The sequence below is a fragment of the Undibacterium sp. FW305-107 genome, assembly GCF_058788535.1.
The window spans coordinates 261636-283155 of record NZ_JBYTAV010000009.1 but is presented as its reverse complement, the minus strand read 5'-3'; the positions used below and the strand labels follow the sequence as shown (position 1 = coordinate 283155).

General features: G+C 49.6%; 21 protein-coding genes. 16 read left to right on the top strand and 5 right to left on the bottom strand.

The genetic code is table 11. The features are described 5' to 3' along the window. Positions 1-6: 6 nt before the first annotated feature. From AC3WQT_RS20900 to AC3WQT_RS20890, 3 genes are all read left to right on the top strand, one after another. Positions 7-426, top strand: a complete 420-nt coding sequence (locus AC3WQT_RS20900; RefSeq protein WP_492706703.1) for a DNA polymerase III subunit chi — start codon at positions 7-9, stop codon at positions 424-426. A gap of 1 nt (position 427) precedes the next feature. Then, positions 428-829, top strand: coding sequence for a DUF2486 family protein (locus AC3WQT_RS20895; RefSeq protein ID WP_492706702.1), 402 nt, complete (start codon positions 428-430; stop codon positions 827-829). Positions 830-983: 154 nt separating this feature from the next. Then, positions 984-2288, top strand: a complete 1305-nt coding sequence (locus AC3WQT_RS20890; protein WP_492706700.1) for a D-amino acid dehydrogenase — start codon at positions 984-986, stop codon at positions 2286-2288. A 211-nt stretch (positions 2289-2499) separates the two neighbouring features. Here the strand turns inward: AC3WQT_RS20890 and AC3WQT_RS20885 are convergent, their stop codons facing one another. Further along, positions 2500-3018, bottom strand: coding sequence for an Lrp/AsnC family transcriptional regulator (locus AC3WQT_RS20885; RefSeq protein ID WP_492706698.1), 519 nt, complete (start codon positions 3016-3018; stop codon positions 2500-2502). 145 nt (positions 3019-3163) lie between these two features. Between AC3WQT_RS20885 and AC3WQT_RS20880 the strand changes: the two genes are divergently transcribed. Continuing rightward, positions 3164-4309: a branched-chain amino acid ABC transporter substrate-binding protein gene (locus tag AC3WQT_RS20880; protein WP_492706696.1), complete on the top strand. Its 1146-nt coding sequence runs from the start codon at positions 3164-3166 to the stop codon at positions 4307-4309. A 200-nt stretch (positions 4310-4509) separates the two neighbouring features. Here AC3WQT_RS20880 and AC3WQT_RS20875 read toward each other — a convergent pair whose 3' ends face one another. Then, entirely contained in the window at positions 4510-4818 is a 309-nt protein-coding gene (locus tag AC3WQT_RS20875) for a c-type cytochrome (RefSeq protein WP_492706694.1), read from the bottom strand. Between the two features lie 152 nt (positions 4819-4970). Between AC3WQT_RS20875 and AC3WQT_RS20870 the strand changes: the two genes are divergently transcribed. The 6 genes from AC3WQT_RS20870 (at position 4971) to leuA (ending at position 11402) form a co-directional block, all read left to right on the top strand. Further along, a complete protein-coding gene (locus AC3WQT_RS20870; protein WP_492706692.1) occupies positions 4971-5204 on the top strand; it encodes a TIGR04438 family Trp-rich protein in 234 nt (77 codons plus the stop codon). A gap of 87 nt (positions 5205-5291) precedes the next feature. After that, positions 5292-6191 (top strand): LysR family transcriptional regulator, encoded by a 900-nt coding sequence (locus tag AC3WQT_RS20865; protein WP_492706690.1) that lies wholly within the window; start codon positions 5292-5294, stop codon positions 6189-6191. 11 nt (positions 6192-6202) lie between these two features. After that, positions 6203-7000, top strand: a complete 798-nt coding sequence (gene lgt, locus AC3WQT_RS20860; RefSeq protein WP_492706688.1) for a prolipoprotein diacylglyceryl transferase — start codon at positions 6203-6205, stop codon at positions 6998-7000. A 148-nt stretch (positions 7001-7148) separates the two neighbouring features. Then, the gene (locus AC3WQT_RS20855) at positions 7149-8261 is read left to right on the top strand and encodes a BMP family ABC transporter substrate-binding protein (RefSeq protein WP_492706686.1); all 1113 of its coding nucleotides are present in this window, start codon (positions 7149-7151) and stop codon (positions 8259-8261) included. A 91-nt stretch (positions 8262-8352) separates the two neighbouring features. Then, positions 8353-9099: a substrate-binding periplasmic protein gene (locus AC3WQT_RS20850; protein ID WP_492706685.1), complete on the top strand. Its 747-nt coding sequence runs from the start codon at positions 8353-8355 to the stop codon at positions 9097-9099. 590 nt (positions 9100-9689) lie between these two features. Beyond that, the gene (gene leuA / locus AC3WQT_RS20845; protein ID WP_492706835.1) at positions 9690-11402 is read left to right on the top strand and encodes a 2-isopropylmalate synthase; all 1713 of its coding nucleotides are present in this window, start codon (positions 9690-9692) and stop codon (positions 11400-11402) included. A 3-nt stretch (positions 11403-11405) separates the two neighbouring features. Here leuA and pdxR read toward each other — a convergent pair whose 3' ends face one another. Next, positions 11406-12905 (bottom strand): MocR-like pyridoxine biosynthesis transcription factor PdxR, encoded by a 1500-nt coding sequence (gene pdxR / locus AC3WQT_RS20840; RefSeq protein ID WP_492706683.1) that lies wholly within the window; start codon positions 12903-12905, stop codon positions 11406-11408. 103 nt (positions 12906-13008) lie between these two features. On the opposite strand from pdxR, the gene AC3WQT_RS20835 reads away from it, so the two are divergent. The 6 genes from AC3WQT_RS20835 (at position 13009) to AC3WQT_RS20810 (ending at position 18760) form a co-directional block, all read left to right on the top strand. Beyond that, the gene (locus AC3WQT_RS20835) at positions 13009-13470 is read left to right on the top strand and encodes an OsmC family protein (RefSeq protein ID WP_492706682.1); all 462 of its coding nucleotides are present in this window, start codon (positions 13009-13011) and stop codon (positions 13468-13470) included. A gap of 3 nt (positions 13471-13473) precedes the next feature. Beyond that, positions 13474-14124, top strand: coding sequence for an FMN-binding negative transcriptional regulator (locus AC3WQT_RS20830; RefSeq protein ID WP_492706680.1), 651 nt, complete (start codon positions 13474-13476; stop codon positions 14122-14124). Positions 14125-14146: 22 nt separating this feature from the next. After that, on the top strand, positions 14147-14608 hold the full coding sequence (locus AC3WQT_RS20825; RefSeq protein WP_492706679.1) for a GNAT family N-acetyltransferase: 462 nt from the start codon (positions 14147-14149) through the stop codon (positions 14606-14608). A gap of 89 nt (positions 14609-14697) precedes the next feature. Then, entirely contained in the window at positions 14698-15066 is a 369-nt protein-coding gene (locus AC3WQT_RS20820; protein WP_492706677.1) for a hypothetical protein, read from the top strand. Between the two features lie 123 nt (positions 15067-15189). After that, the gene (locus AC3WQT_RS20815) at positions 15190-17265 is read left to right on the top strand and encodes a M13 family metallopeptidase (RefSeq protein WP_492706675.1); all 2076 of its coding nucleotides are present in this window, start codon (positions 15190-15192) and stop codon (positions 17263-17265) included. 199 nt (positions 17266-17464) lie between these two features. Then, positions 17465-18760 (top strand): GAF domain-containing protein, encoded by a 1296-nt coding sequence (locus tag AC3WQT_RS20810; protein WP_492706673.1) that lies wholly within the window; start codon positions 17465-17467, stop codon positions 18758-18760. 53 nt (positions 18761-18813) lie between these two features. On the opposite strand, the gene AC3WQT_RS20805 is transcribed toward AC3WQT_RS20810, so the two are convergent. Together AC3WQT_RS20805 and AC3WQT_RS20800 are read right to left on the bottom strand one after the other, a co-directional pair. Beyond that, a complete protein-coding gene (locus AC3WQT_RS20805; protein WP_492706672.1) occupies positions 18814-19668 on the bottom strand; it encodes a hypothetical protein in 855 nt (284 codons plus the stop codon). A 15-nt stretch (positions 19669-19683) separates the two neighbouring features. Beyond that, complete coding sequence (locus AC3WQT_RS20800; RefSeq protein ID WP_492706670.1) at positions 19684-21519, bottom strand: CHASE2 domain-containing protein; 1836 nt, start codon at positions 21517-21519, stop codon at positions 19684-19686. Position 21520: the final 1 nt, after the last annotated feature.

Sequence of the window (21520 nt, the reverse complement as noted above, 5' to 3'; positions counted from 1 at the left end):
GTTCGCATGACACGTATAGATTTTCACAGTAATGTAGCGGACAAGCTGAATTACTCTTGCCGCCTGATACGCAAGGCCCACGCAGCCAACTGCAAGATGGTGGTATACCACCATGACCGTGCGTATCTGCAGCGGCTGAATGAGGCCTTGTGGACGCTTACTGAAGCTGACTTCCTGCCGCACGTCATGCTCAACGATCCACTATCAGCCATGACACCTATCGTACTCAGTCACGACGAGCATGCTGCTTGTCCGCATTACGAATTACTGATCAACCTGACTTCTGCTACGCCAGCCAACTTTGCTCAGTTTCAGCGCATGATAGAAGTCATCTCTGCCGATGATGCAGACAAACTGGCCGGACGCGAACGCTATCGCCACTACCAGCAGCAAGGCCATACCCTTACCCACTCCGTGGCGAAATAAAATGAATAATCAAATAGACGCCAGCATTCCTGTCTTGACTGAGGTCATTAAGCCGGAAGAACTACTCACTCCCGCAGGCAAGTCAGCAGCTGCAGCCGATCAACCGGGCGCAGAGGGTGTGACGCCACTGGCCAACGAAATGGCTGCCAATAACTATCCAGGTAAAGTGGAAGAAGACTGGCAAGCGCTGGAGCAAAGCCTGCGCGAAAATGTCTTGCGCCAGGTTCTGACACGCATCGATTTTGTCCTCGAGCACAGGATCAGGGACAATCTGGCCGATGTTTTGCAAATTGCCGTGGCAAATTTATCAACAGAAATACGTTCCGGTTTGCATAAAACCCTGGAAGAAGTCATCACCCGCGCCGTGACCCAGGAAATCACCAAGGTAAAAACACCTAAATAATCAGAATAATTAATAATATTTTTATTTTTAAACATAAAAAACAAATTCTCGTTTAAAAATAAAAATACCGAATGCATTTCTGATTACCTGAGAAAGCAAAGTATTTCTACAATCTCCTTCATCACATACAAGATGAAACACAGGAGATTTACCCATGAAAGTCATCGTTCTCGGTTCCGGCATTGTTGGCACGTCTTCCGCATGGTTTTTAAAAAAGCAGGGGCATGAAGTAATCGTCATTGATCGTCAGCCCGGCGCTGCGCAAGAAACCAGCTTTGCCAATGGTGGCCAGATTTCGGTCTCCCATGCTGAACCATGGGCTAATCCTTCTGCACCGCTGAAAGTCTTGAAATGGCTAGGGAAAGAAGATGCGCCATTGCTGTTTCGCCCGCGTGCAGAATGGCTGCAATGGCTGTGGGGCATGCATTTTTTGCGTGAATGCACACCAGGCCGTACGGCAGAGAACATCCGCCAGATCGTCGCCATCTCTGAATACAGCCGCCTGACTTTGCGCAGTCTGCGTGAGGAAACCGGCATACAGTATGACTGCCTGAAAAAAGGCATATTGCATTTCTACACAGATCAAAAGGAGTTCGACATTTCCCTGCCCGCAGCAAAACTCATGCGCGATCTGGGTTGTCCGCGCGATTCTATCGATGCTGATGAAGTGGTACGCAGAGAGCCTGCGCTGGCAGGCATACGCGATAAAATCGTTGGTGGCGACTATACTGAAACCGATGAGTCAGGCGACGTCTATCAATTCACGACAGGCCTGGCCGATAAGGCAGCCGCAGCGGGCGTGCAGTTCCAGTTCAACACCACGGTGACCCGGCTTTTATCAGAAGGTACGGGTGCCAGCGCCAAAATTACTGGGGTAGAAATCATCGATGCAGCCGGACGGCACAAGACCTTGCGCGCCGACGCTTTCGTTATGGCGATGGGCAGCCATTCACAAACACTGTTAAAACCCTTGGGTATCTCCCTGATGATTTATCCGGGTAAAGGCTATTCAGCAACTTATCAAATCACTAACCCTGACCAGGCTCCAGTCATCTCGCTGACGGATGACGGGTATAAGCTGGTAGTGTCACGCTTGGGTAACCGCCTGCGAGTCGCTGGCACGTGTGAAATCAATGGCTATGGCCGTGAATTGAATACTGCCCGTTGCGAAGCCATCACCAGACGCACCCGCGAGTTGTTCCCGCATGCCTGCGACTATGACAATCCGGTCTACTGGACAGGCTTGCGGCCACTGACGCCTTCCAACGTGCCCTACATAGGCAAATCCCGCATCAGCAACCTTTTCCTCAATACAGGTCACGGTACTTTGGGCTGGACCATGGGTGCAGGTTCTGGCCGCGCCATTGCCGATATCGTTTCAGGTTTGCAGCCAGAAGTAGATTTTGCATTTACCGGCATGGAGCGCAAGACAGACAAAGTCATCCTGCAACCTGCCTGAAGTACACAAATTTAATCCCAAGACCTGATCTCAAACACAGACAAACAGGCAGGCTCAGCCCTGCCTTGCAGGCTAAAACGCTCCTCCCAGGGAGCGTTATGAACCAGTTTCCCCTCACGCAAGTTGCCAAATGGAATTTCTATCTGCAACAACTTGCGTTCTTTTTGTCATCCTAATGCGACATCCTGCGTTTACTGATCAACAGCCTTAATTATTTGCCTTTGCCGCTGATACGCACAGGTAACTCTTCGGCTTTTTCATCAAACGAAATGCGTGTCGTAAATTTTGCGCGCTTCATGGGGAAACGAGAATGGAAATGCCTTACATTGCCAGAGCCAGAAATGGCGCGCCGCACAAATTGGTAGTAAGCGTCCATATCAATAATATGGACAACCAGAAAATAGTCGTACTCCCCAGACACAAAATAGCATTGCATGACCTCGGCTTCCTTGTTCATGCGGGTCTCAAATTCACGCATGAATTCGTCAGACTGATTAATCAGCGATACCTCCAGAAAAGCCAGCATGCCATAGCCAAGGGCAAAGCTGTCAACCATCGCCACTTCGGCGCTGATCACTCCGGCTTCACGCAATTCACGTATGCGGCGCAGGCAGGTAGGCTGGGAGATATGCAGCTTGTCTGCCAGTATCCTGGTAGGGGTTTGGTTGTCTTTTTGCAGGAGGTTCAAAAGCTTGCGATCAAGCTTGTCAAGGGTGCGATATTGGGGCATATAAAAAACGTCAGTTTGGAGAAAAAACCACACAAAATAGCTTTGCGAAATATTTTTTCTGTTGTACCTTCTTGCTGTTCAGTTATCTGAATAAGTCAGAGATGCAGTATTGTTATCCTACTTTTTAATCCTTAGGAGTATGTTCATGTCGTTCAAAACTAAAATGATTCCACTGGCTGGCGCAATTGCTTTCGCTTTCGCTGGTGCTGCGGCAGCTCAAGATCTGGTTGTAAAAATTGGTCACGTTGGCCCTATCTCCGGCGCGATCGCCCACTTGGGTAAAGACAATGAAAACGGCGCCAAAATGGCGATCGAAGAACTGAACGCCAAAGGCGTGATGATCGGCGGCAAAAAAGCCAAATTCGAATTGCTGGCTGAAGATGACGGTGCCGATCCAAAACAAGGTACAACCGTAGCACAGAAACTGGTTGACGCGAAAGTAAACGGCGTTATCGGTCACTTGAACTCCGGTACAACTATCCCAGCATCCAAGATTTACAATGATGCCGGTATCGTTCAAATCTCCCCATCTGCAACTAACCCTAAATACACACAACAAGGCTTCAAAGGCGCGTTCCGTGTAGTGGCCAATGACGGTCAACTGGGTGGCACACTGGGCCGCTTCGCTGTACAAATCAATAAAGCGAAAAAAGTCGCTGTTATTGATGACAAAACAGCCTACGGTGAAGGTGTAGCTGCTGAGTTTATCAAAGGTGCCAAAGGCAAGGGTGCAGAAGTTGTCGTGCAAGAGCATACCACTGACAAATCTACAGATTTCAGCGCCATCCTGACCACAATCAAAGCTAAAAACCCAGATGTAATCTTCTTCGGTGGTATGGACGCTGTTGCAGGTCCTATGCTGCGTCAGATGAAAGCACTGGGCATTACAGCCAAGTTCATGGGCGGCGACGGTATCTGTACAACTGATCTGGTTAAACTGGCTGACAACGGCATTGGCGAAGGCCAGGTAGTTTGTGCTGAAGCTGGTGGTGTTCTTGAAGCGCAGAAGAAAGTCAATGATGACTGGAAAGCTGCCTACAAGAAAAAATTCAATCTGGATGTCCAGATCTATGCACCATATGTCTATGATTCCGTCATGGTTATGGTAGAAGCAATGAAAAAAGCTGGTTCTGCTGACCCAGCCAAATACCTGCCAGAGTTGAAGAAAATCAACTACAAAGGCGTAACAGGCGATATCGCATTTGATGACAAAGGCGATATCAAAGACGGCACACTGACTTTGTACACATACAAAGGCGGCAAACGTGAACTGCTGCGCGTAGTTAAGTAATAGCTGAGTAACAGCTGCTCAGTACAAGCTTATTTGAACTGAGATTGACGAAGAGCATTGCAGTTTTATCGCTGCAATGCTCTTTCAAGATTCAAGAGTTCTTATGAGCAATAAAAAAACCTGGCAATTGCCAGGTTTTTTTATTGCCTGATGATTGATGCAGGCTTGATGCAGATCAAAGTATCTGCATCAAGCAAGACTCATTTAAGGCTCAAAATCCATTTAACCAGGGTTTTCGCCTCTGCTTCAGACACCTGGGCATTTGCTGGCATGGGGATAGCACCCCACACACCGGAGCTGCCTTTCAATACTTTCTGAACCAGCTTGGCTTCAGCTGTCTTATCGGTAGCATATTTCTTGGCCACTTCCTTATAAGCAGGGCCAACAACCTTGTTATCGACTGCATGACAGGCCATGCAGTTTTTTGCTTTTGCCAGATCCGCATTCGCCATTGCCGAGCCAGAAACCATTATTGCCAATACCGAACCTACCAATAAAGAATATTTCATTGCTTTCTCCAGGTTAAAAACTAATTCATTCTACCGCTTTTTGACAATTTTAACGTTTATCCCCATGCCGGGGTTGACCTGCAGTAAAATTAAGGAAACTCAATGATCCATAAAAGTGAGTTTGATAGTTTTTCCAAAAAAGGATGTCTCCCATGTTCATCATCATCGTTTTATTCATCATGCTGGTACTAAAGCTGGCAGATGTGTGGATTTTTGCCACTATGTCCTGGTGGTGGATCATAGGCGGTGCGAGTGCAGCCTTTGTCTGGTTTGAAATTCTTGAGCGCATGCTGGGCCTGGACAAACGCAAAGACCATGCGCACTTTGAAAAAATCCAGAAAGAACGCGTCAAACGCGCTTTCGACAAAAAGACCCATCGCCGTTAATTTCTGCGTGCGGATTATGTCCGGATTATTTTTCCGGACTTGCATCCTGCCCCAATACAAAATACCGCAAATACCGGCACCTGCCCGATGTCTTTACCTGAATTACGAAATCTTGAGTTACGCCAGTTACGTTACTTCCTTGCCGTTGCGGAAGAAATGCATTTTGGCAGGGCGGCAACACGTCTGCACATGACCCAACCGCCTCTGTCGCAAGCCATACAGACACTCGAAACCATACTTGGAGCAGAGCTGTTTATCCGCAATACCCGTAATATCTCGCTGTCATCAGCCGGACAGGCACTCTTACCCGAAGTCAGGCGACTATTGCAACAGGCGCAATCCTTGCCAGAGCTGGCACAAAGAGCCGCCAGTGGCACTTATGGCCATCTGTCTCTGGCCTTTGTCTCCATTGCCGACTATAGCGTGCTGCCGCCAGCATTGCGCGAATTTCGCCGCCACCATGCCGACGTCCACATAGAACTGCGTGAAGCAACCACAGACGTACAGCTGGCGGCGCTCGAAAATGGTGAAATTGATGCGGGTTTTTTGATACCACCACTCCCTGAAAAGCTGCAAGGCTTATTCAACTATCAAAAAGTACTGTCTGAACCACTGATGCTGGCAGTACCTGAAAGCCAGGCCCAGGGGCGTCAGCAATTACGTCTGAGCGACTGCACTGACTTGCCTCTGATCCTGTTTCCACGAAAAATTGCCCCGGCTTTGCATGATGCCATCCTTGGCTGCTTCCATGCTGCGGGGCTGACGCCAGCCATAGGCCAGGAAGCCATACAGATGCAAACCATCGTCGGTTTGGTGTCGGCTGGCATGGGTATCGCACTTGTGCCACAATCCGTCTCAAATCTGCAGCGCCCCGGCGTATTGTATTTTGATTTGCCAGAAGCCAGTGCCACAGTAGAAATTGGCCTGGCCTGGCGCAAGGACAATCACTCTGCAGTGCTGGCGGCATTTGCCCACCTGTTTAACTAACCAATTCATCCATGCTGACTCATCCCAATCCTGACCCTGTCGCTTTTCACCTGGGCCCTGTCTCTGTCCACTGGTACGGCATCATGTACCTGCTCGCCTTTGCCCAGTTTATCGCACTCGGTCGCTTCAGACTCAGGCAGCCGCATATCGCCGCTCAGGGATGGACGCGTGAGCACATAGACGACATGTTGTTTTTTGGTGTACTCGGCGTAATACTCGGTGGCCGCCTGGGTGAAGTATTTTTTTATGGATTTTCCTATTACATGGCTAATCCGCTGGAAATATTTGCTGTCTGGAAAGGCGGCATGTCCTTCCATGGCGGTTTTATTGGTGTATTGATCGCCATGTTCCTGTGGGCGCGCAAGGCAAAGTTTCATCTTGCCGATGTGTATGATTTCATCGCTCCGCTGGTTCCGCTGGGCTATGCTGCCGGTCGCCTGGGTAATTTCATCAACCATGAATTGCCAGGGCGCGTAGCTTCGGCAGATTTGCCCTGGGCCATGATCTGGCCCGGCATCAATTACCCGGTTCATCCTTCGCCCATCTATCAGGCATTGGTTGATGGTTTGCTGGTCTTCGTCATACTCTGGCTATATGCTGCCAAAGCCCGCCCGCGCCTGGCCGTCGGTGCCTTGTATGTGACGCTGTATGGCTGCACACGCTTCTTCACTGAATATTTCCGCACTCCCGACTACGAAGTCAGCATCCTTGGAATGACCATCTCTGCCGGACAAATGCTGTCATTCCCTATGATCATCATCGGTCTCTTGCTGCTAACGTTCTCTTATAAATTCAACAAAAAATCTTGAATTAAAAACTCGACTATTCTCTTTTTCAAATTCATATAGACTTCAGGAGATAAGAAGCATAAAGATTCAGGCATAAGCGGACTAAAAGTACTTGTTAAGCTTTTCAGGCATTTTGTTATCTCATCTTTGTATAAAATTTTGGAGATTAATGATGTCCAGCCTACCCTGCTTTCACCTATTCCGCTTCCATCTGCGTTCACTGCTTTGTCTTCTGTTGTTTAGTCTGGGGCTTCCCGGCGTGACACTGGCAGCCGATCCCTTGCAGGTCGGCTTCCTGTATGTCAGCCCTATTGGCGATGCTGGCTTTACCAGGCAAATTGACCTTGGCAGGAAAGAGATGGAAAAAAATCTCGGTACCAAAGTCAGCAGCAATTATCAGGAAAATGTTCCTGAAGGCGCGGTTGCAGAAAAAGCCATTGCCGAACTGGTCAAAAAAGGCAATAAACTCATCATCACGGCTTCATTTGGTTATATGGAACCAACTTTGAAGGTCGCAGCACAATTCCCTGAAGTCAAATTTGTACATCTGACAGGCTATAAAAACGCGGCCAATGTCTCAAATGCAAACGCCCGCTTTTATGAAGGACGTTACCTTGCAGGCGTACTGGCGGGCAAAATGAGCAAATCAGGGGTGGCGGGCTATGTTGCAGCATTTCCGATACCCGAAGTCATTCAGGGCATCAACGCTTTTGCCAGAGGCATGAACAGTGTCAACCCCAAGGCTGAAGTCAGGGTGCAGTGGGTCAACTCCTGGTTTGATCCCATCAAGGAAAAAGAAGCCGCCTTGTCGTTGAGCAAACAGGGTGCTGATGTATTGACACAACATACTGACTCTACTGCCGTCGTTCAAACGGCAGAGGAAAAGGGGATTTACGCCATAGCCTACCATTCCGACATGAAAAAGTATGGTCCCAAGGCACAACTGGCCGCCGTCACTCACCATTGGGGTAGTTACTTTACAAAAGAGGCACAGGATGTCCTGGACGGCAAGTGGAAGTCTGACAGTGTCTATGGCGGCATCAAGGAGGGCATGGTAAAGCTGGAATTCATCAACAGCAGTGTGCCCAAAGACGTCAGGCAGTTATTGGCGGAAAAAGAGGCCGACATAGTCAATGGAAGCCTGGTTCCCTTCATTGGGCCGTTGAAAGACAATACCGGCAAAATGCGTTTGGAAAAAGGCCCCATGAGTGAGTTCAATCTGAAGCGCATGTACTATCTGGTAGAAGGGGTACATGGCAGTGTGCCAGCACAACAAAATTAACGAAGCTATGCTTGCTCAGTTGAAGAAGCAGGCTAAACTACATTCCATCGCAGCATCTTTATATAGTTAACAGTAAAACAAGACTTTGACAATGCATAAAATCTGCTCAGCATTGATATTGATGATTTGCCTGTGCTGGCAGAGTTCTGGTGCCGTCGAGATGGTGAAAGTGTATAGCTACCATCTGAAGCCACCGCTGATACTGGATCAAGTCACAGGGCGGGGCTTGTATAACGACATACTGAGTTATCTGAATAAAGAAAACACAGCGTATCGCTTTGAACTCATTTATCTGCCACGTCGCCGTCTCGATCTGCTGGTCAATTCCGGCAATCTGGATGGCCTGGTGATTGGTGTCAGCCCGGTCTGGTTTAATGACCGGGAAGAACAGAAATTCTTGTGGACCCTGCCCGTCATGAGCGATATCGACGATGTCGTCTCATCCAAAAATCATCCTTTCGAGTTCGCAGGTGCAAAGTCGATGGCTGGCATGCGCATAGGCCTGGTACTGGGTTATTACTATTACGGTGTCAATGAACTCATTGCTGAAGGAAAAATTCAACGTGACGATGCCAGCAGTGAAGAGCATAGTTTTCGCAAATTGATGGCAGGTCGCATAGATGCGGCCATCATCAGTCGCTCCAACTACGATTATGAAATGAAGAATCATCCTGATTTGAAGGGGCAGTTTTATATCTCAAAAAAACCGCATGACCAGTATGACAGACAGATTCTGGTTCCCTTGAACATGCCCAAGGTCCAACAGCAGATCAATGTCATTTTGAGGAATGCTGTCAATGACCCTATCTGGCAAAAACTGATCAATGCCTATCGCTGACATTATTGCTGAGTGTTGAATATTCTTTATGATGAAGAAAATTTCGCTTGACGAAGATAGCCAATTTCTCTTACAGTATTTACATGAACTCTTTTTTGACATCGACATCTGCAAGAAAAACTGCTGACAGCGCCAAGCTGCAAGCAGTGCTGCCGTCTGTGTCTGCTTCTGTACTAGTTCTACTACCATCTCTAGCAAGCTCGCTACTATAAGTTGCGTCTTGTCCAGTTTTAAGCGGCATACCTGCCAGCCTGAAACACCTGTATCAAAAATTACCCTTATATCCCAGTAGTACCCAGCACAGGCTTCCTGACATCAGGAAAAATAGCATGACACCATCAGGCACATCAGCAGAGAATTCAGCAGGCGCTATCAGCGTCATGTCTGGCTTTGCACGCCCACAGTCTGCGCTGTCACTTGCTTACAAGCTTCTTAATCACAAACTGCTAGCGCTACGACTACTGATCGGTTAACCGGCCTCGCGTTCTTTGTGGCAGCCGGTTAGCTTAGCGCCGCCACATCAGCATCCATTCACCAATTTGAAAATATCAGCGCCTTGCTGAGGCACTGTGCCAGCCCAAGGAAAAAACATCATGATGAGTAATCCAGCTAATAAATATCAAGCCTTCCCGACTATCGCTTTGCACGACAGACAATGGCCCAGCCGCAGCATCAACAAAACGCCGATATGGATGAGCACGGATTTACGCGATGGTAACCAGGCGCTGATAGAACCCATGGATGCGAAGAAAAAACTCAGGTTCTTTGAAATGCTGGTCAAGATAGGTCTTAAAGAAATTGAAGTCGCCTTCCCTTCTGCATCAGAAACTGATTTTGCCTTCGTCCGCAAACTCATAGAAGAACAACGGATACCGGATGATGTAACGATAGAAGTATTGACGCAGTCCCGCGAAGACCTGATACGCCGCACCATAGATTCAGTGCGTGGTGCCAAGCGGGCAATCGTTCATTTGTATAACCCGATAGCACCTGCTTTCCGCCGCATCGTCTTTGGCAAATCGCGTGAAGAAGTCAAACAGATTGCCACTGATGGCACCCGCCTCATCAAGCAACTTACCGATACCATGCCTGAGACAGAATGGGTATTTGAATATTCTCCAGAAACCTTCAGCATGGCCGAGCTGGATTTCTCGAAGGAAGTCTGCGATGCAGTTGCCGCCATCTGGCAACCCACAGTTGAACGCAAGATGATCATCAACTTGCCGACCACTGTCGAATGTGCAACGCCGAATGTGTATGCTGACCAGATAGAATGGATGGACAGGAATCTGGCGCAACGCGACGCCATTATCCTCAGCGTGCATCCACATAATGACAGAGGCACGGCCGTCGCCGCAGCGGAGCTTGCTGTCATGGCCGGTGCAGACAGGGTTGAAGGCTGCCTGTTTGGAAATGGCGAACGCACCGGCAATGTGGACCTCGTCACACTGGCCTTGAATTTGTACACCCAGGGCATTGATCCCGGCCTGGATTTTTCTGACATCGATAGCGTCAGACAGTGCGTGGAAGAATGCAATCAATTGCCTGTGCATCCGCGCCACCCTTATGTCGGCGACCTCGTGTTCACTGCCTTCTCCGGTTCTCATCAGGATGCGATTAAAAAAGGTTTTGCCCAGCAACAGAAAGACGCCATCTGGGAAGTGCCTTACTTGCCGATAGACCCGGCTGACCTTGGCCGCAGTTATGACGCCGTGATCCGCGTCAACAGCCAGTCTGGCAAAGGTGGCATGGCTTTCTTGCTGGAGCAGGAATATGGCATCAGCATGCCAAGGCGCATGCAAATTGAATTCAGCCGTGTCGTGCAAGCGGTAGCGGACGACAGTGGCAAAGAAATGACGGCACAACAGATACACCAGATTTTCAGTGACAGCTATCTCGCGCCAGCAACACCCATCAGTTATCAAGCTCATCATGCAAACCCCGTCCTGCATCACAGGACATCACCATCCGATCCGGCACAAGTATCCTTGCATGTCGATCTGCTGCACCACGGACAGCCACAAGCTATCCAGGGTACAGGTCATGGTATTGTTGAAGCCCAGGTCAATGCCTGCCAGGTGCTTGGCTATCAAGTCAGGATCATCGACAAACAAGAGCAGCAATTGACGCGGCATGGCCGTTCACAGTACATCAGCATCATCGAGGCACGCATCAATGATGGCAGCAGCCAGCATGGTGCGGGCATAGCTGACGATGCGGCAACTGCCAGCATGCGCGCCATCATCAGTGTGATTAACCGCCATGCAAATGCAGATACGGCAATGCAAATGATTGCGGCCTGATCGCTAATGAGTAGCTTTGAAGAGCGTAGCAAGCTTGCTGACGCTGCGCTCTATCTCTGTACAAGTCAGTGAAGCAAAACCCAGTAACAGACCGTCAGGGCTTTCTGCCGGTCTGTTGAGTTTTCCCGGTACGTCAGCGTAATGCCCCAGGCCACGCAACTCCAGCCCGATTTCTTGCCCTGCTTCTATGATCTGCTCTTCATCGTAAGCCTGTTTGAAATACACAGCCAGATCAAGCCCGCCATCTTGCGCACCGCAGACCAGTTCATCTGCCAATTCCTTTTCCAGACAATTCACCAAGCACGCCTGACGTTCTGCATAGACTTTTCTGGTGCGCTTGATATGCCTGCCGAAATGGCCTTCCGCAATAAAGTCAGCCAGTGCCATTTGCGGCATGATGCTGGTATGTTTATCGATGACTGCCTTGGCCTCAATCATTGGTTCCAGTAATTTTTCTGGCAGCACCAGATAGCCGAGACGCAGGCCAGGAAATAGCACCTTGGACAAAGTGCCTACATAAATGACACTCTGATGTGTATCCAGACTCTGCAGGGATGCCAGTGGTGAACTGCCAAAACGGTATTCACTGTCATAGTCGTCTTCCACTATCCATACCGCATTTGCCTGCGCCCACTCCAGCAAGGCCATGCGTCTTTGCAGGCTCATCGTCATGCCAAGCGGCATCTGGTGGGAAGGTGTGACGAAAGCGACTTTCGCATCCGGATAATGCATAGCCGCATACGCGACATCCATGCCTTCATCATCAACAGGTACAGCGCAGATATCAGCTTGCGACGCATGCAAAGCGGCTGTCGTGCCCCGGTAGCAAGGATATTCCACCACGGCCTTTTCACCCGGATCAAGCAACATGGTACTCAGCAGATATAGGGCCTGCTGCGAACCGGAGGTAATCAGGATTTGTTCTGGCGCGCAGTTCACACCACGCGCTGCCTTCAAATAAACCGCGAGTAACTCGCGCAAAGCCAGGTGGCCAGCAGGGTCACCATAGCCCAATTGTCCTTTGGGATGACGGCAATGGCGCGCTTCCAGTCGCGCCCATATATCAAATGGGAATAAATCCAGGTCAGGCATGCTGACCCTGAACGCCCTCACACTGCCATGATGAAAACGCGTGCTGCCACGGGGGTCTATATGCTGTAGTCCACGCTTTGAAATCCTGTCCATCAACGGAATAGCAGGAGCATTACTCAACGGTGACTTACTACGCTCGGCAATTGCAGGTAACTCCTCATTCACAAAAGTCCCCTGCCCTACCGAGCCACGCAAATAGCCTTCAGCCAGTAATTGATCATAGGCATTCAAGACAGTTTGCCGGGAAATATTCAGCACCTGACAAAACTCGCGGCTGGGTGGCAACTGCATGCCAGGCAGCATCTGGCCTGTCAGGATGGCTTTTCGTATTTCGGCATACAACTGCCGGTACAAGGGCAGCCCGCTTTGTCGGTCGAGGACGATACTGGCAATCATTTGTGAAATATGCATGCTTACACCAAATTGGCATTCTTATTTTTTATAAAATTGGTACTTTTCAATAGCCAATACCAAGAATAAGATTAACGCATATTCATGGCAACGGAGTAAACAAATGCATCAATACCAGGCGAAAATTTTATGGGAGCGTGGCGAACAGGCTTTTAGCGACAATCGCTACAGCCGCGCGCATGCATGGGAATTTGATGGCGGTCTGGTAGTGCCAGCATCTTCATCCCCTTTATCCGTCCCTGTACCCATGTCAGAAGAAAAAAATGTCGATCCCGAAGAAGCACTGGTTGCGGCGCTGGCATCGTGTCATATGCTGTTTTACCTGTCCTTCGTTGCCAAACGTGGTTATGTGGTGGACCAATACCGTGACCTGGCGGTAGGCATCATGGATAAAAATACCCAGGGCAAGACAGCCATTACCCGCATCCACCTGCGCCCGCAGGAAAGCTATAGTGGTGACAAGCAACCCAATTTGCAGGAGCGCGAAGAACTGCATCATATGGCGCATGAACACTGTTATATCGCCAATTCCATCCATGCCGAAGTCATCATAGAAATCGAATAGCCCATGTACATGCCAAGTCATTTTTCTGAAGAACGCATTGAAGTCTTACACTCCCTGATACAGGCGCATCCACTGGCTGCTCTGGTCAGCTTGCAAGCAGGTGAACTTGAGGCGAATCACATTCCCTTCATCATCTCGCCACCAACGACAGATGCACCGTATGGCGTATTGCGCGGCCATGTAGCCCGCAATAACCCGGTCTGGCAAAGCGCAGACTCAGGTCTGGATGCGTTATTGATTTTTCAGGGCGCACAAGCCTATATCAGTCCGCGCTGGTATGAAGAAAAGCAGCGCAGCGGTTCCGTCGTACCGACCTATAACTATGCGGTCGTTCATGCACACGGCCCCATGCGCATCGTCGAAGACAGGCAGGAATTTTTACTCCTGCTCAGCGATCTCAGTGACAATTTTGAGAGCAAGTTCGACCAGCCATGGAAAGTCAGCGATGCGCCAGCAGAATATATAGACAGGATCATGGACTTGATAGTCGGCATAGAAATACCCGTGCGCCGCATCAGCGGAAAATGGAAAACCAGCCAAAACAAAAGCACGCAGGACAGGGTGAATATGGTGGATGGCTTGCGTGAAAAACAGGACCCGGCTTCGCGCGCATTGGCAGATGTCATGGAACAGCAATTGTTTAAAACCGATTAAAACAAAATGATAAGGAAAGTAAATGAGTAAAGTAGTAGTCCGTGCAGTGACCAAAGAAGATTTCGCCAACTGGTCTGTCTTGTGGGAAGGCTATAACCAGTTCTATGAGCGTACCGGTCCAAATGCCTTGCCAGAAGCAGTGACGCTCAGGACATGGGGCAGATTCTTTGATGGCTATGAACCTGTGCATGCCCTGGTGGCAGAACAGGATGGACGTCTGGTGGGGCTGGCGCATTACCTGTATCACAGAACCACCAGCCGTATTGAAGCCAGTTGCTATTTGAATGATTTATTCAGCAGTCCAGATGTACGTGGCCAGGGTGTGGGACGTGCCTTGATAGAAGCAGTGTATGAACAAGCAAAACTGGCGGGTTCTACCGTCGTGTATTGGCAGACTCATGAAACTAACGAGACTGCGCAAAAACTGTATCGCCAGGTGGCAGACAGGTCGGGATTTATCGTGTATAGAAAAAGCCTGACATAACAGACATAACAAATAAAGAAATTCATTCATTTACAAGAGTGGTACGAGTGGGCAATATGCAAGCGATCGATACCCACCCTGGTCTTTAAATGAAACTGCTTTTATTGCTCGTCTGCGTACTTGGCCTGGTTTACGGTGCAAGGCTATTACAAATAGCCTTGTGGCCCAAAGTGCAAGTGCGTGTCTTGAGCACCAGACAAGAGATCACTGGCGACGATGATGGTTGTGCTACTGGCTGGCTACATGCCGAGCTTGAGTATTGGCATGAATCACGAAAATACCAGGTTCAATGGCGTGTCGACCTGATGCAGCACAGGCATTTGCCGGATGCCCTATGGATGGTCATAGCACCATCCATGCCTGAACACCCTCGTTTTCCCATTTCCATCATCAAGCCATTTGCTATATTGACGATTAGCGTGGTTTTCCTGGCTATTGAATTAACCCGCCTGCCTTGATATTGCCTTCAAGCTCACATTTGCCGTTCTGCAGCATAAGTTTCTCTAAAATTCCTGAACTTTAGCTAAAACAGAGCATCTATAGATCTTTCCACACAACAAGCTTCATAGCCAGGACATACTATGTCACGTACCCTGATTTCTCTCGCTCTTGCCAGCCTGTTTACAAATATGCTGGCAACGCCAGCCTTTGCACAAAATGCAAATGCTGGCAGCACCGGCACTATCGTCGCGCATAAACTGCAATCTGGCATAGATTTGCAGTGGATAGATAAAACTGTCAGACCGCAGGACGACTTTTACCAGCACATGTCCGGCAAGTGGCTGGCAACTGCAGAAATACCGGCAGACCGTGGCCGCTTTGGTTCATTTGACCAGTTGCGTGATTTGTCTGAACAAAGGTCTTACGACATCATCCAGACCCTGGCTGCAAACACGAAGCTGGCCGCAGGCTCAAACCAGAAAAAAATTGCCGATCTGTTTAATAGCTTCATGGATGAAGCACGCGCCAATACGCTTGACATCAAACCACTGCAAAGCCAGTTTTCCCGCATAGATGCACTTACAGATAAGACAAAACTGCCTGCCTTGATGGCAGAGCTCAGCAAACTAGGCGTGAACGTGCCAGTCGCGACCGGCATTAACCAGGATGCACGTGACTCCAGCCGCTATGCGGTGTATCTGAGCCAAAATGGCCTGACCATGCCAGACCGTGACTATTATCTGAAACAGGATGACGCCAAGTTGCAAGGCTTCCGCGAAGCCTATCTCAAGCACCTGGAAAAAATGCTGGGCATGAGTGGCCAGGCCAAGCCTGAACAAGGGGCCGCTGCCATCATGGCGCTGGAGACCGAGATCGCCAAGGTGCAGTGGACCAAGGTAGAAAACCGCAATCCTGTCAAAACCTATAACAAAACAGATCTGAAACAGCTTGAACAATTACTGCCTGGCTTTGACTGGAACGCTTATTTCAGTGAAATAGGCATGGCAGGCAAAATGGACTACGTCATCGTGCGTCAGCCTGAATTTTTCAGCGGCCTGGGCAAGATCATCGCCGCCACACCTCTGGATACCTGGAAGATTTATCTGAAATGGCAAACCCTGAGTGCTTATGCACCTTTCCTCAGCCAGCGTTTCGTTGACCAGGATTTTGAATTTTCCAGCAAGACCTTGCGTAGCGTCCCCGCTAACCAGGCACGCTGGAAGCGCGGCGTAGGCCGGGTAGAAGAAGCCATGTCAGAAGCCCTGGGGCAGTTGTATGTAGAAAAATACTTCCCGCCAGAGAATAAGGCGCGCATGCAAACCATGGTCAACAATTTACTACTGGCCTACAAGCAAAGCATAGAAACCCTGAGCTGGATGAGCCCTGAAACCAAGAAAGAAGCCCTGGCAAAACTGGCAAAATTCAATCCCAAGATAGGCTACCCTGATCAATGGCGCGACTATGGCAAGCTAGTCATTGCCAAGGATGATCTGGTCGGCAACGTCATACGTGGCCGTGAACATGAATACCAGCGCCAGTTGGCAAAACTGGGCAAACCGGTCAGCCGCACTGACTGGGGCATGAGCCCGCAAACCGTGAATGCCTATTACAACTCACGTCAGAATGAAATCGTCTTCCCTGCGGCAATATTGCAGCCGCCATTCTTTAACGCAGCAGCTGACGATGCAGTCAATTATGGCGGCATAGGTGCAGTCATAGGCCATGAAATCAGCCATGGCTTTGACGATTCTGGCAGCCAGTCAGATGGCGACGGTAATTTGCGTGACTGGTGGACCAAGGAAGATAAGGCCAACTTTGGCAAGCTGACCGCAGCCATGATCGCCCAGTACAGCGCTTACAGCCCCTTGCCTGGCTATAAGGTCAATGGCGCATTGACCCTGGGTGAGAACATTGCTGACAATTCCGGCCTGTCAATTGCCTACAAGGCCTACCAGATTTCCCTGGGTGGCAAACCAGCCCCGGTAATCGATGGATATACTGGCAACCAGCGTGTCTTCATGGGATGGGCGCAAGTCTGGCGCGGCAAGTCACGCGATGGCGAAACCATACTCAGGGTGAATACTGATCCGCATTCCCCTTCCATGTTCCGTGGCAACGGCCCCTTGACGAATTTGCCAGAGTTTTACTCTGCCTTTGGTGTCAAGGAAGGTGACAAGATGTACGTGGCGCCTGAAAAACGCATTACGATCTGGTAATTAACATTCAGACAAAAGAGGCAGCAATGCCTCTTTTTTAATGGAAATAGCCATAAATTATCAATATTTCCCCCGGCGGCAATACCTGCCACTGGCTTTTTGCAAAAAACGAGCCCAAGCTTATCAGTGTCGCAATGACGATATAGCCCGGCTGTGGCAAAATAGCTGGGATTGAATTCCCATCGATGAAAGCAAATTTATGAGTTTTGTACGCCGTGTCCAGCAAGATAAGTATGATGTCTATGATAAAGAGGACGTGCATGCTCGCTTACATTTCTTCAAGAATCTGCAAACCATCACGAATGCCATCCATTCGACCAGTAATATCGAGCAAATCATGCTCGATCTGTCGCACGACATCTGCAATCTGTTTGATTGTGAACGCCTGACCTTGTACTCAGTGAATTACAAGAAAAACGCCATCGAATCCAAAGTCAAGACTGGTTTGACCTCATTCAAGGATTTTGCCCTGCCTATTTCTGAAAAGAGCGTGGCTGGCTTTGTCGCCATGAGCAAGCAGACTGTCAATATTCTGAATGTGTATGACGAGGCTGAACTCAGGAAGCATTCGCCCAAACTGGAATTCTTGCGCCGCGTTGATCAACGCACTGGCTTTCGTACCAAGCACATGATGGTTGGCCCGCTGATCCACGAGCAAAGCAATGAATTGCTGGGCGTGCTGCAGCTCATCAATAACCGCAATGATTGCCAGTTCCCGCCGTTGCTGGAAGAAGGTTTCAAATATCTGCGCAATACCCTGGCTGTGGCCTTTGCCCAGCGCCTGATGTCGCCACAGGTTATTCATACCAAGTTTGATTCCCTGATCAAGTCATCGATACTGTCCATCCCAGAACTGGGCTTGGCTGCGCGTGCAGCACGCCGCAAGGGTGTGGATGTGGAAGAAATCCTCATCGATGAATTTGAAGTTAACTTGTCTGATATAGGCAATTCCCTGGCGACTTTCTTTGAGTGCGAATACCAGCCTTACAAGGCCGACCGCGCACGCCCGGATGCCTTGAAGAATTTCAAACGCGCCTATGTTGAAGATCATCACTGGGTGATACTCGAAGAGAATGCCGACAGCCTGACTGTCATGACGACGGACCCTGAACGTGTCATGGCTTCACGCATCGTCCATAGCCTCTTCCCTATCGCCAAAATACAATATGTGGTGACGACACAAAGAGAGTTCAGGCAAACAGTGGATCAGTTCTTTGGCGACACTGAGGCCGCTATTGCCATGACTGAGCAAAATGCGCAGGATGCGATTGATACTGTATCCGCTGCTGAAAAAGCCCTGATCGCGCAAGTCAGGGAAACCATACAGGATGCATTTGCCAAGAGCCACCCTGAATTCCAGATTGATGTGCGCTCACGCGAAGATAAAACTGTCAGCCGCATGCACAAGGATGGTTCTGTCCAGCGTATTGCAGGTCAGGTCATTGTTGATTTCCATGTCGATTTTCTTGATACCGGCATGAATACGGCAGCATAAAATACCGTGCTTAGTTAAAACGCCACGCCCTGTGAGGAGCGTGGCGTTTTTTATTAAGGTGCAGCTTCAGACAGTTTTTGCAAGTCTGGCCGCTGCCTGGCGATCTGTTGCCAGACTAGTCTGGCCTCACCAAAAGCCCGCCTGCTTTGCAGCATGGCTGCATACATGACCCAGTCTTCAACGCCTGCACCATCTTCCGGCTTCAGTTCATTGAGACTAATAGCTTCTGCCTTGCTGGCCATTTTGAATTCAGCCCTGGCAGTATATGTCTTGCCGTCTTTGGCGGAGATATAAGCGACTTGCCAGCGGTAAGTCGCGCCCTCTTCCAGCTTTATCGTCTCTGGCATCAGCCAGTTATTCTCTTTGGTTTTTTCAGTGACGATGAGCTTCTCATCCATGTCAGAAATACTGATGTCAAACTCTGCCGCTTCAGCAGAAATCCAGTTAAATGCTGGACGCTTGCCGAGTAACAAGGAATTGTTTTCGGGCGTGACGGTAACAATACGTGGCGGTACCTGGCGCATGCGCACGGCACCTGCAATCACATTGCTGGTTTCCGCTGCACGCACGAGTTTTTCTGCCATGGGCCGGACTACCGCTTTTTGTCCCTGCAGACTGGTGACGCCCTCTTTTTCTATGATCACTGTCGCGGGGCCGGTCAGTTGATACACCGAACGTGTCGCATATAAAGACAGCGAAGCCTTGGCACCTGCATCTAGTGTAATTTGCATTTTTGGCTGTAGGTAAGCCAGCAATTGCAGTTTGGACGTCACGCCATTGGCTTCCATCTTGCCATTGCCCTGCACGTCCAGCACCATGCCCAAGGCTGCTTCGGCACGTGCCAGACCACAAGTCAATACAGTAAGCAGGCTGATCAACATGGCCAGATAAGTTCTTAATTTTTTCATATTCACACTCATCATTTAAATTTCAGTAGCAGATACAGCCTGCCAGCCCCATACGGCAATAGCAGAACGCCCCTTGAGATTTTTATCCCCAAGCGGAATCAAGGTATCTGCTTCAGCCAGGCTGGCAACTACTGTCTCAGAACAGACAACAGGATACCCCACATCCTTGCACAAGCCCTCTATCCTTGCTGCAGTGTTCACAGTATCTCCTATGGCTGTGTATTCATGCCGCTCTGCCGAACCGACCTGACCAATCACCGCATCGCCGGCATGCAGGCCAACGCCTATCTGCAATGCAGTTTCACCTTCCGCCTGCAATTCAAGGTTCAATGCATCCAGTGCAAACAGCATGGCCCGCGCGGCATTGAAAGCATTTTGCGCAGGATTATCGAGTTGCTTGGGTGCGCCAAAAAATGCCATCATGCCGTCGCCAATAAATTTGTCTATGGTGCCACCATGCTCATGCACAATCTTGCTCATGACGGCAAAGTAACGGTTCAAGAGGCTGACCACATCTTCAGCCTGTGCATGCTCACACAAAGTGGTAAAACCGCGGATATCAGAGAACAAAACGCAGACAGGCAAACGCCTGCTTTGTGAAGTCTGGTCTATGCGGCCCTCCACTATCTCCTGCATGACAGCCGGGCTGACGCGGCCAGAAAAAGCTTTGCTCAGACGTTGTTTGTCAACATAGTGCTGCCATGCTTGCCAGGCGCTGCTACTGCTCATGGCCAGCAAACCTGTCAGGAAAACTGCCGTTGGCGGCAACCAGAAATCATATTGCATGACGATGCTGCTGGTCATAAATAAGCCCAGCGTGGCACCTGTGAATGCCAGCAATTTGATGCGTATGCTGCGCCCCAGCCAGAACAGGGCAAACAAGGCAGACAGAGCAAACAGACCAGGCGTGCCTGCCTGCTGCAATAAACGCTGGTTCAGTATGCTGCGCAATAACTGCGCGTGCGCCAGTACGCCTGGATTGGGATCATTCTCTGGCAACCAGGCCGCCAGTGATACAGGCAGATCGACCAGATCGGTTGCGTCCATGGTCGCCCCCAGCAAGACGATCTTGCCAGCAAAGCCTTGTTGCAATTCTGCTGTTTTGCCTTGCTCGGCGAGTTTCAGTATGTCTTGTAGCGGGATATACCTGAAGCGCTCACCGAGACGGTAATTGATCAGACCATTCCAGTCCTGACGTACACCTGCAGCTGCCGTTATTTCAGTCGCCAGACCGCGTTCACTGCGATCAGGCTGGCATTCCCGTCCCGGGAAACGACGTATGCGCTGGTCACTGTCGCGGCAAAATTCAGCTGAGGCAACAGGCTGGAATTGCTCACCCTGCATGCCTAGCACCGCAGCATAATCCACCTGGATGTCGCGATAGTGCGCGTGCTTCAAATCCCAGATTTTGGCTGCGACCACGGGCGTAGTTTGTATGCTTTCCAGCAGTCCCGTCAGCAATATTTTATGAAAATCGAGTGCATCCTTGCGTGTTGAGATCAAGGTATCAAAGCGTTTTTCAGGCAAACTAAGATCCATGCCGACTACCTTGGCTCCAGCTTGGTTCATGGCTCTTAAAAAATTGGCCAGATGCCTATGATTCAGACTCAATGGCTCATCAACCTCATCAAGAAAAGCTTCATCAATCCCTACTACGATGGGGTCTATGACTATTTTTTGAGGAGAGTATTCACGCGATATTTTGAATTGCAAATCGAGAATTTTGTTGTCTATCGCAATCACCGCAGGTAAACGCAGCAAGATCGCAGACAAAACGAGCAACACCAGCAAACCCAGCACTTGCAGCAAGCGCGGGGTAAAAAAATCCTGCAGGCGTCTGGACGTGGTCATG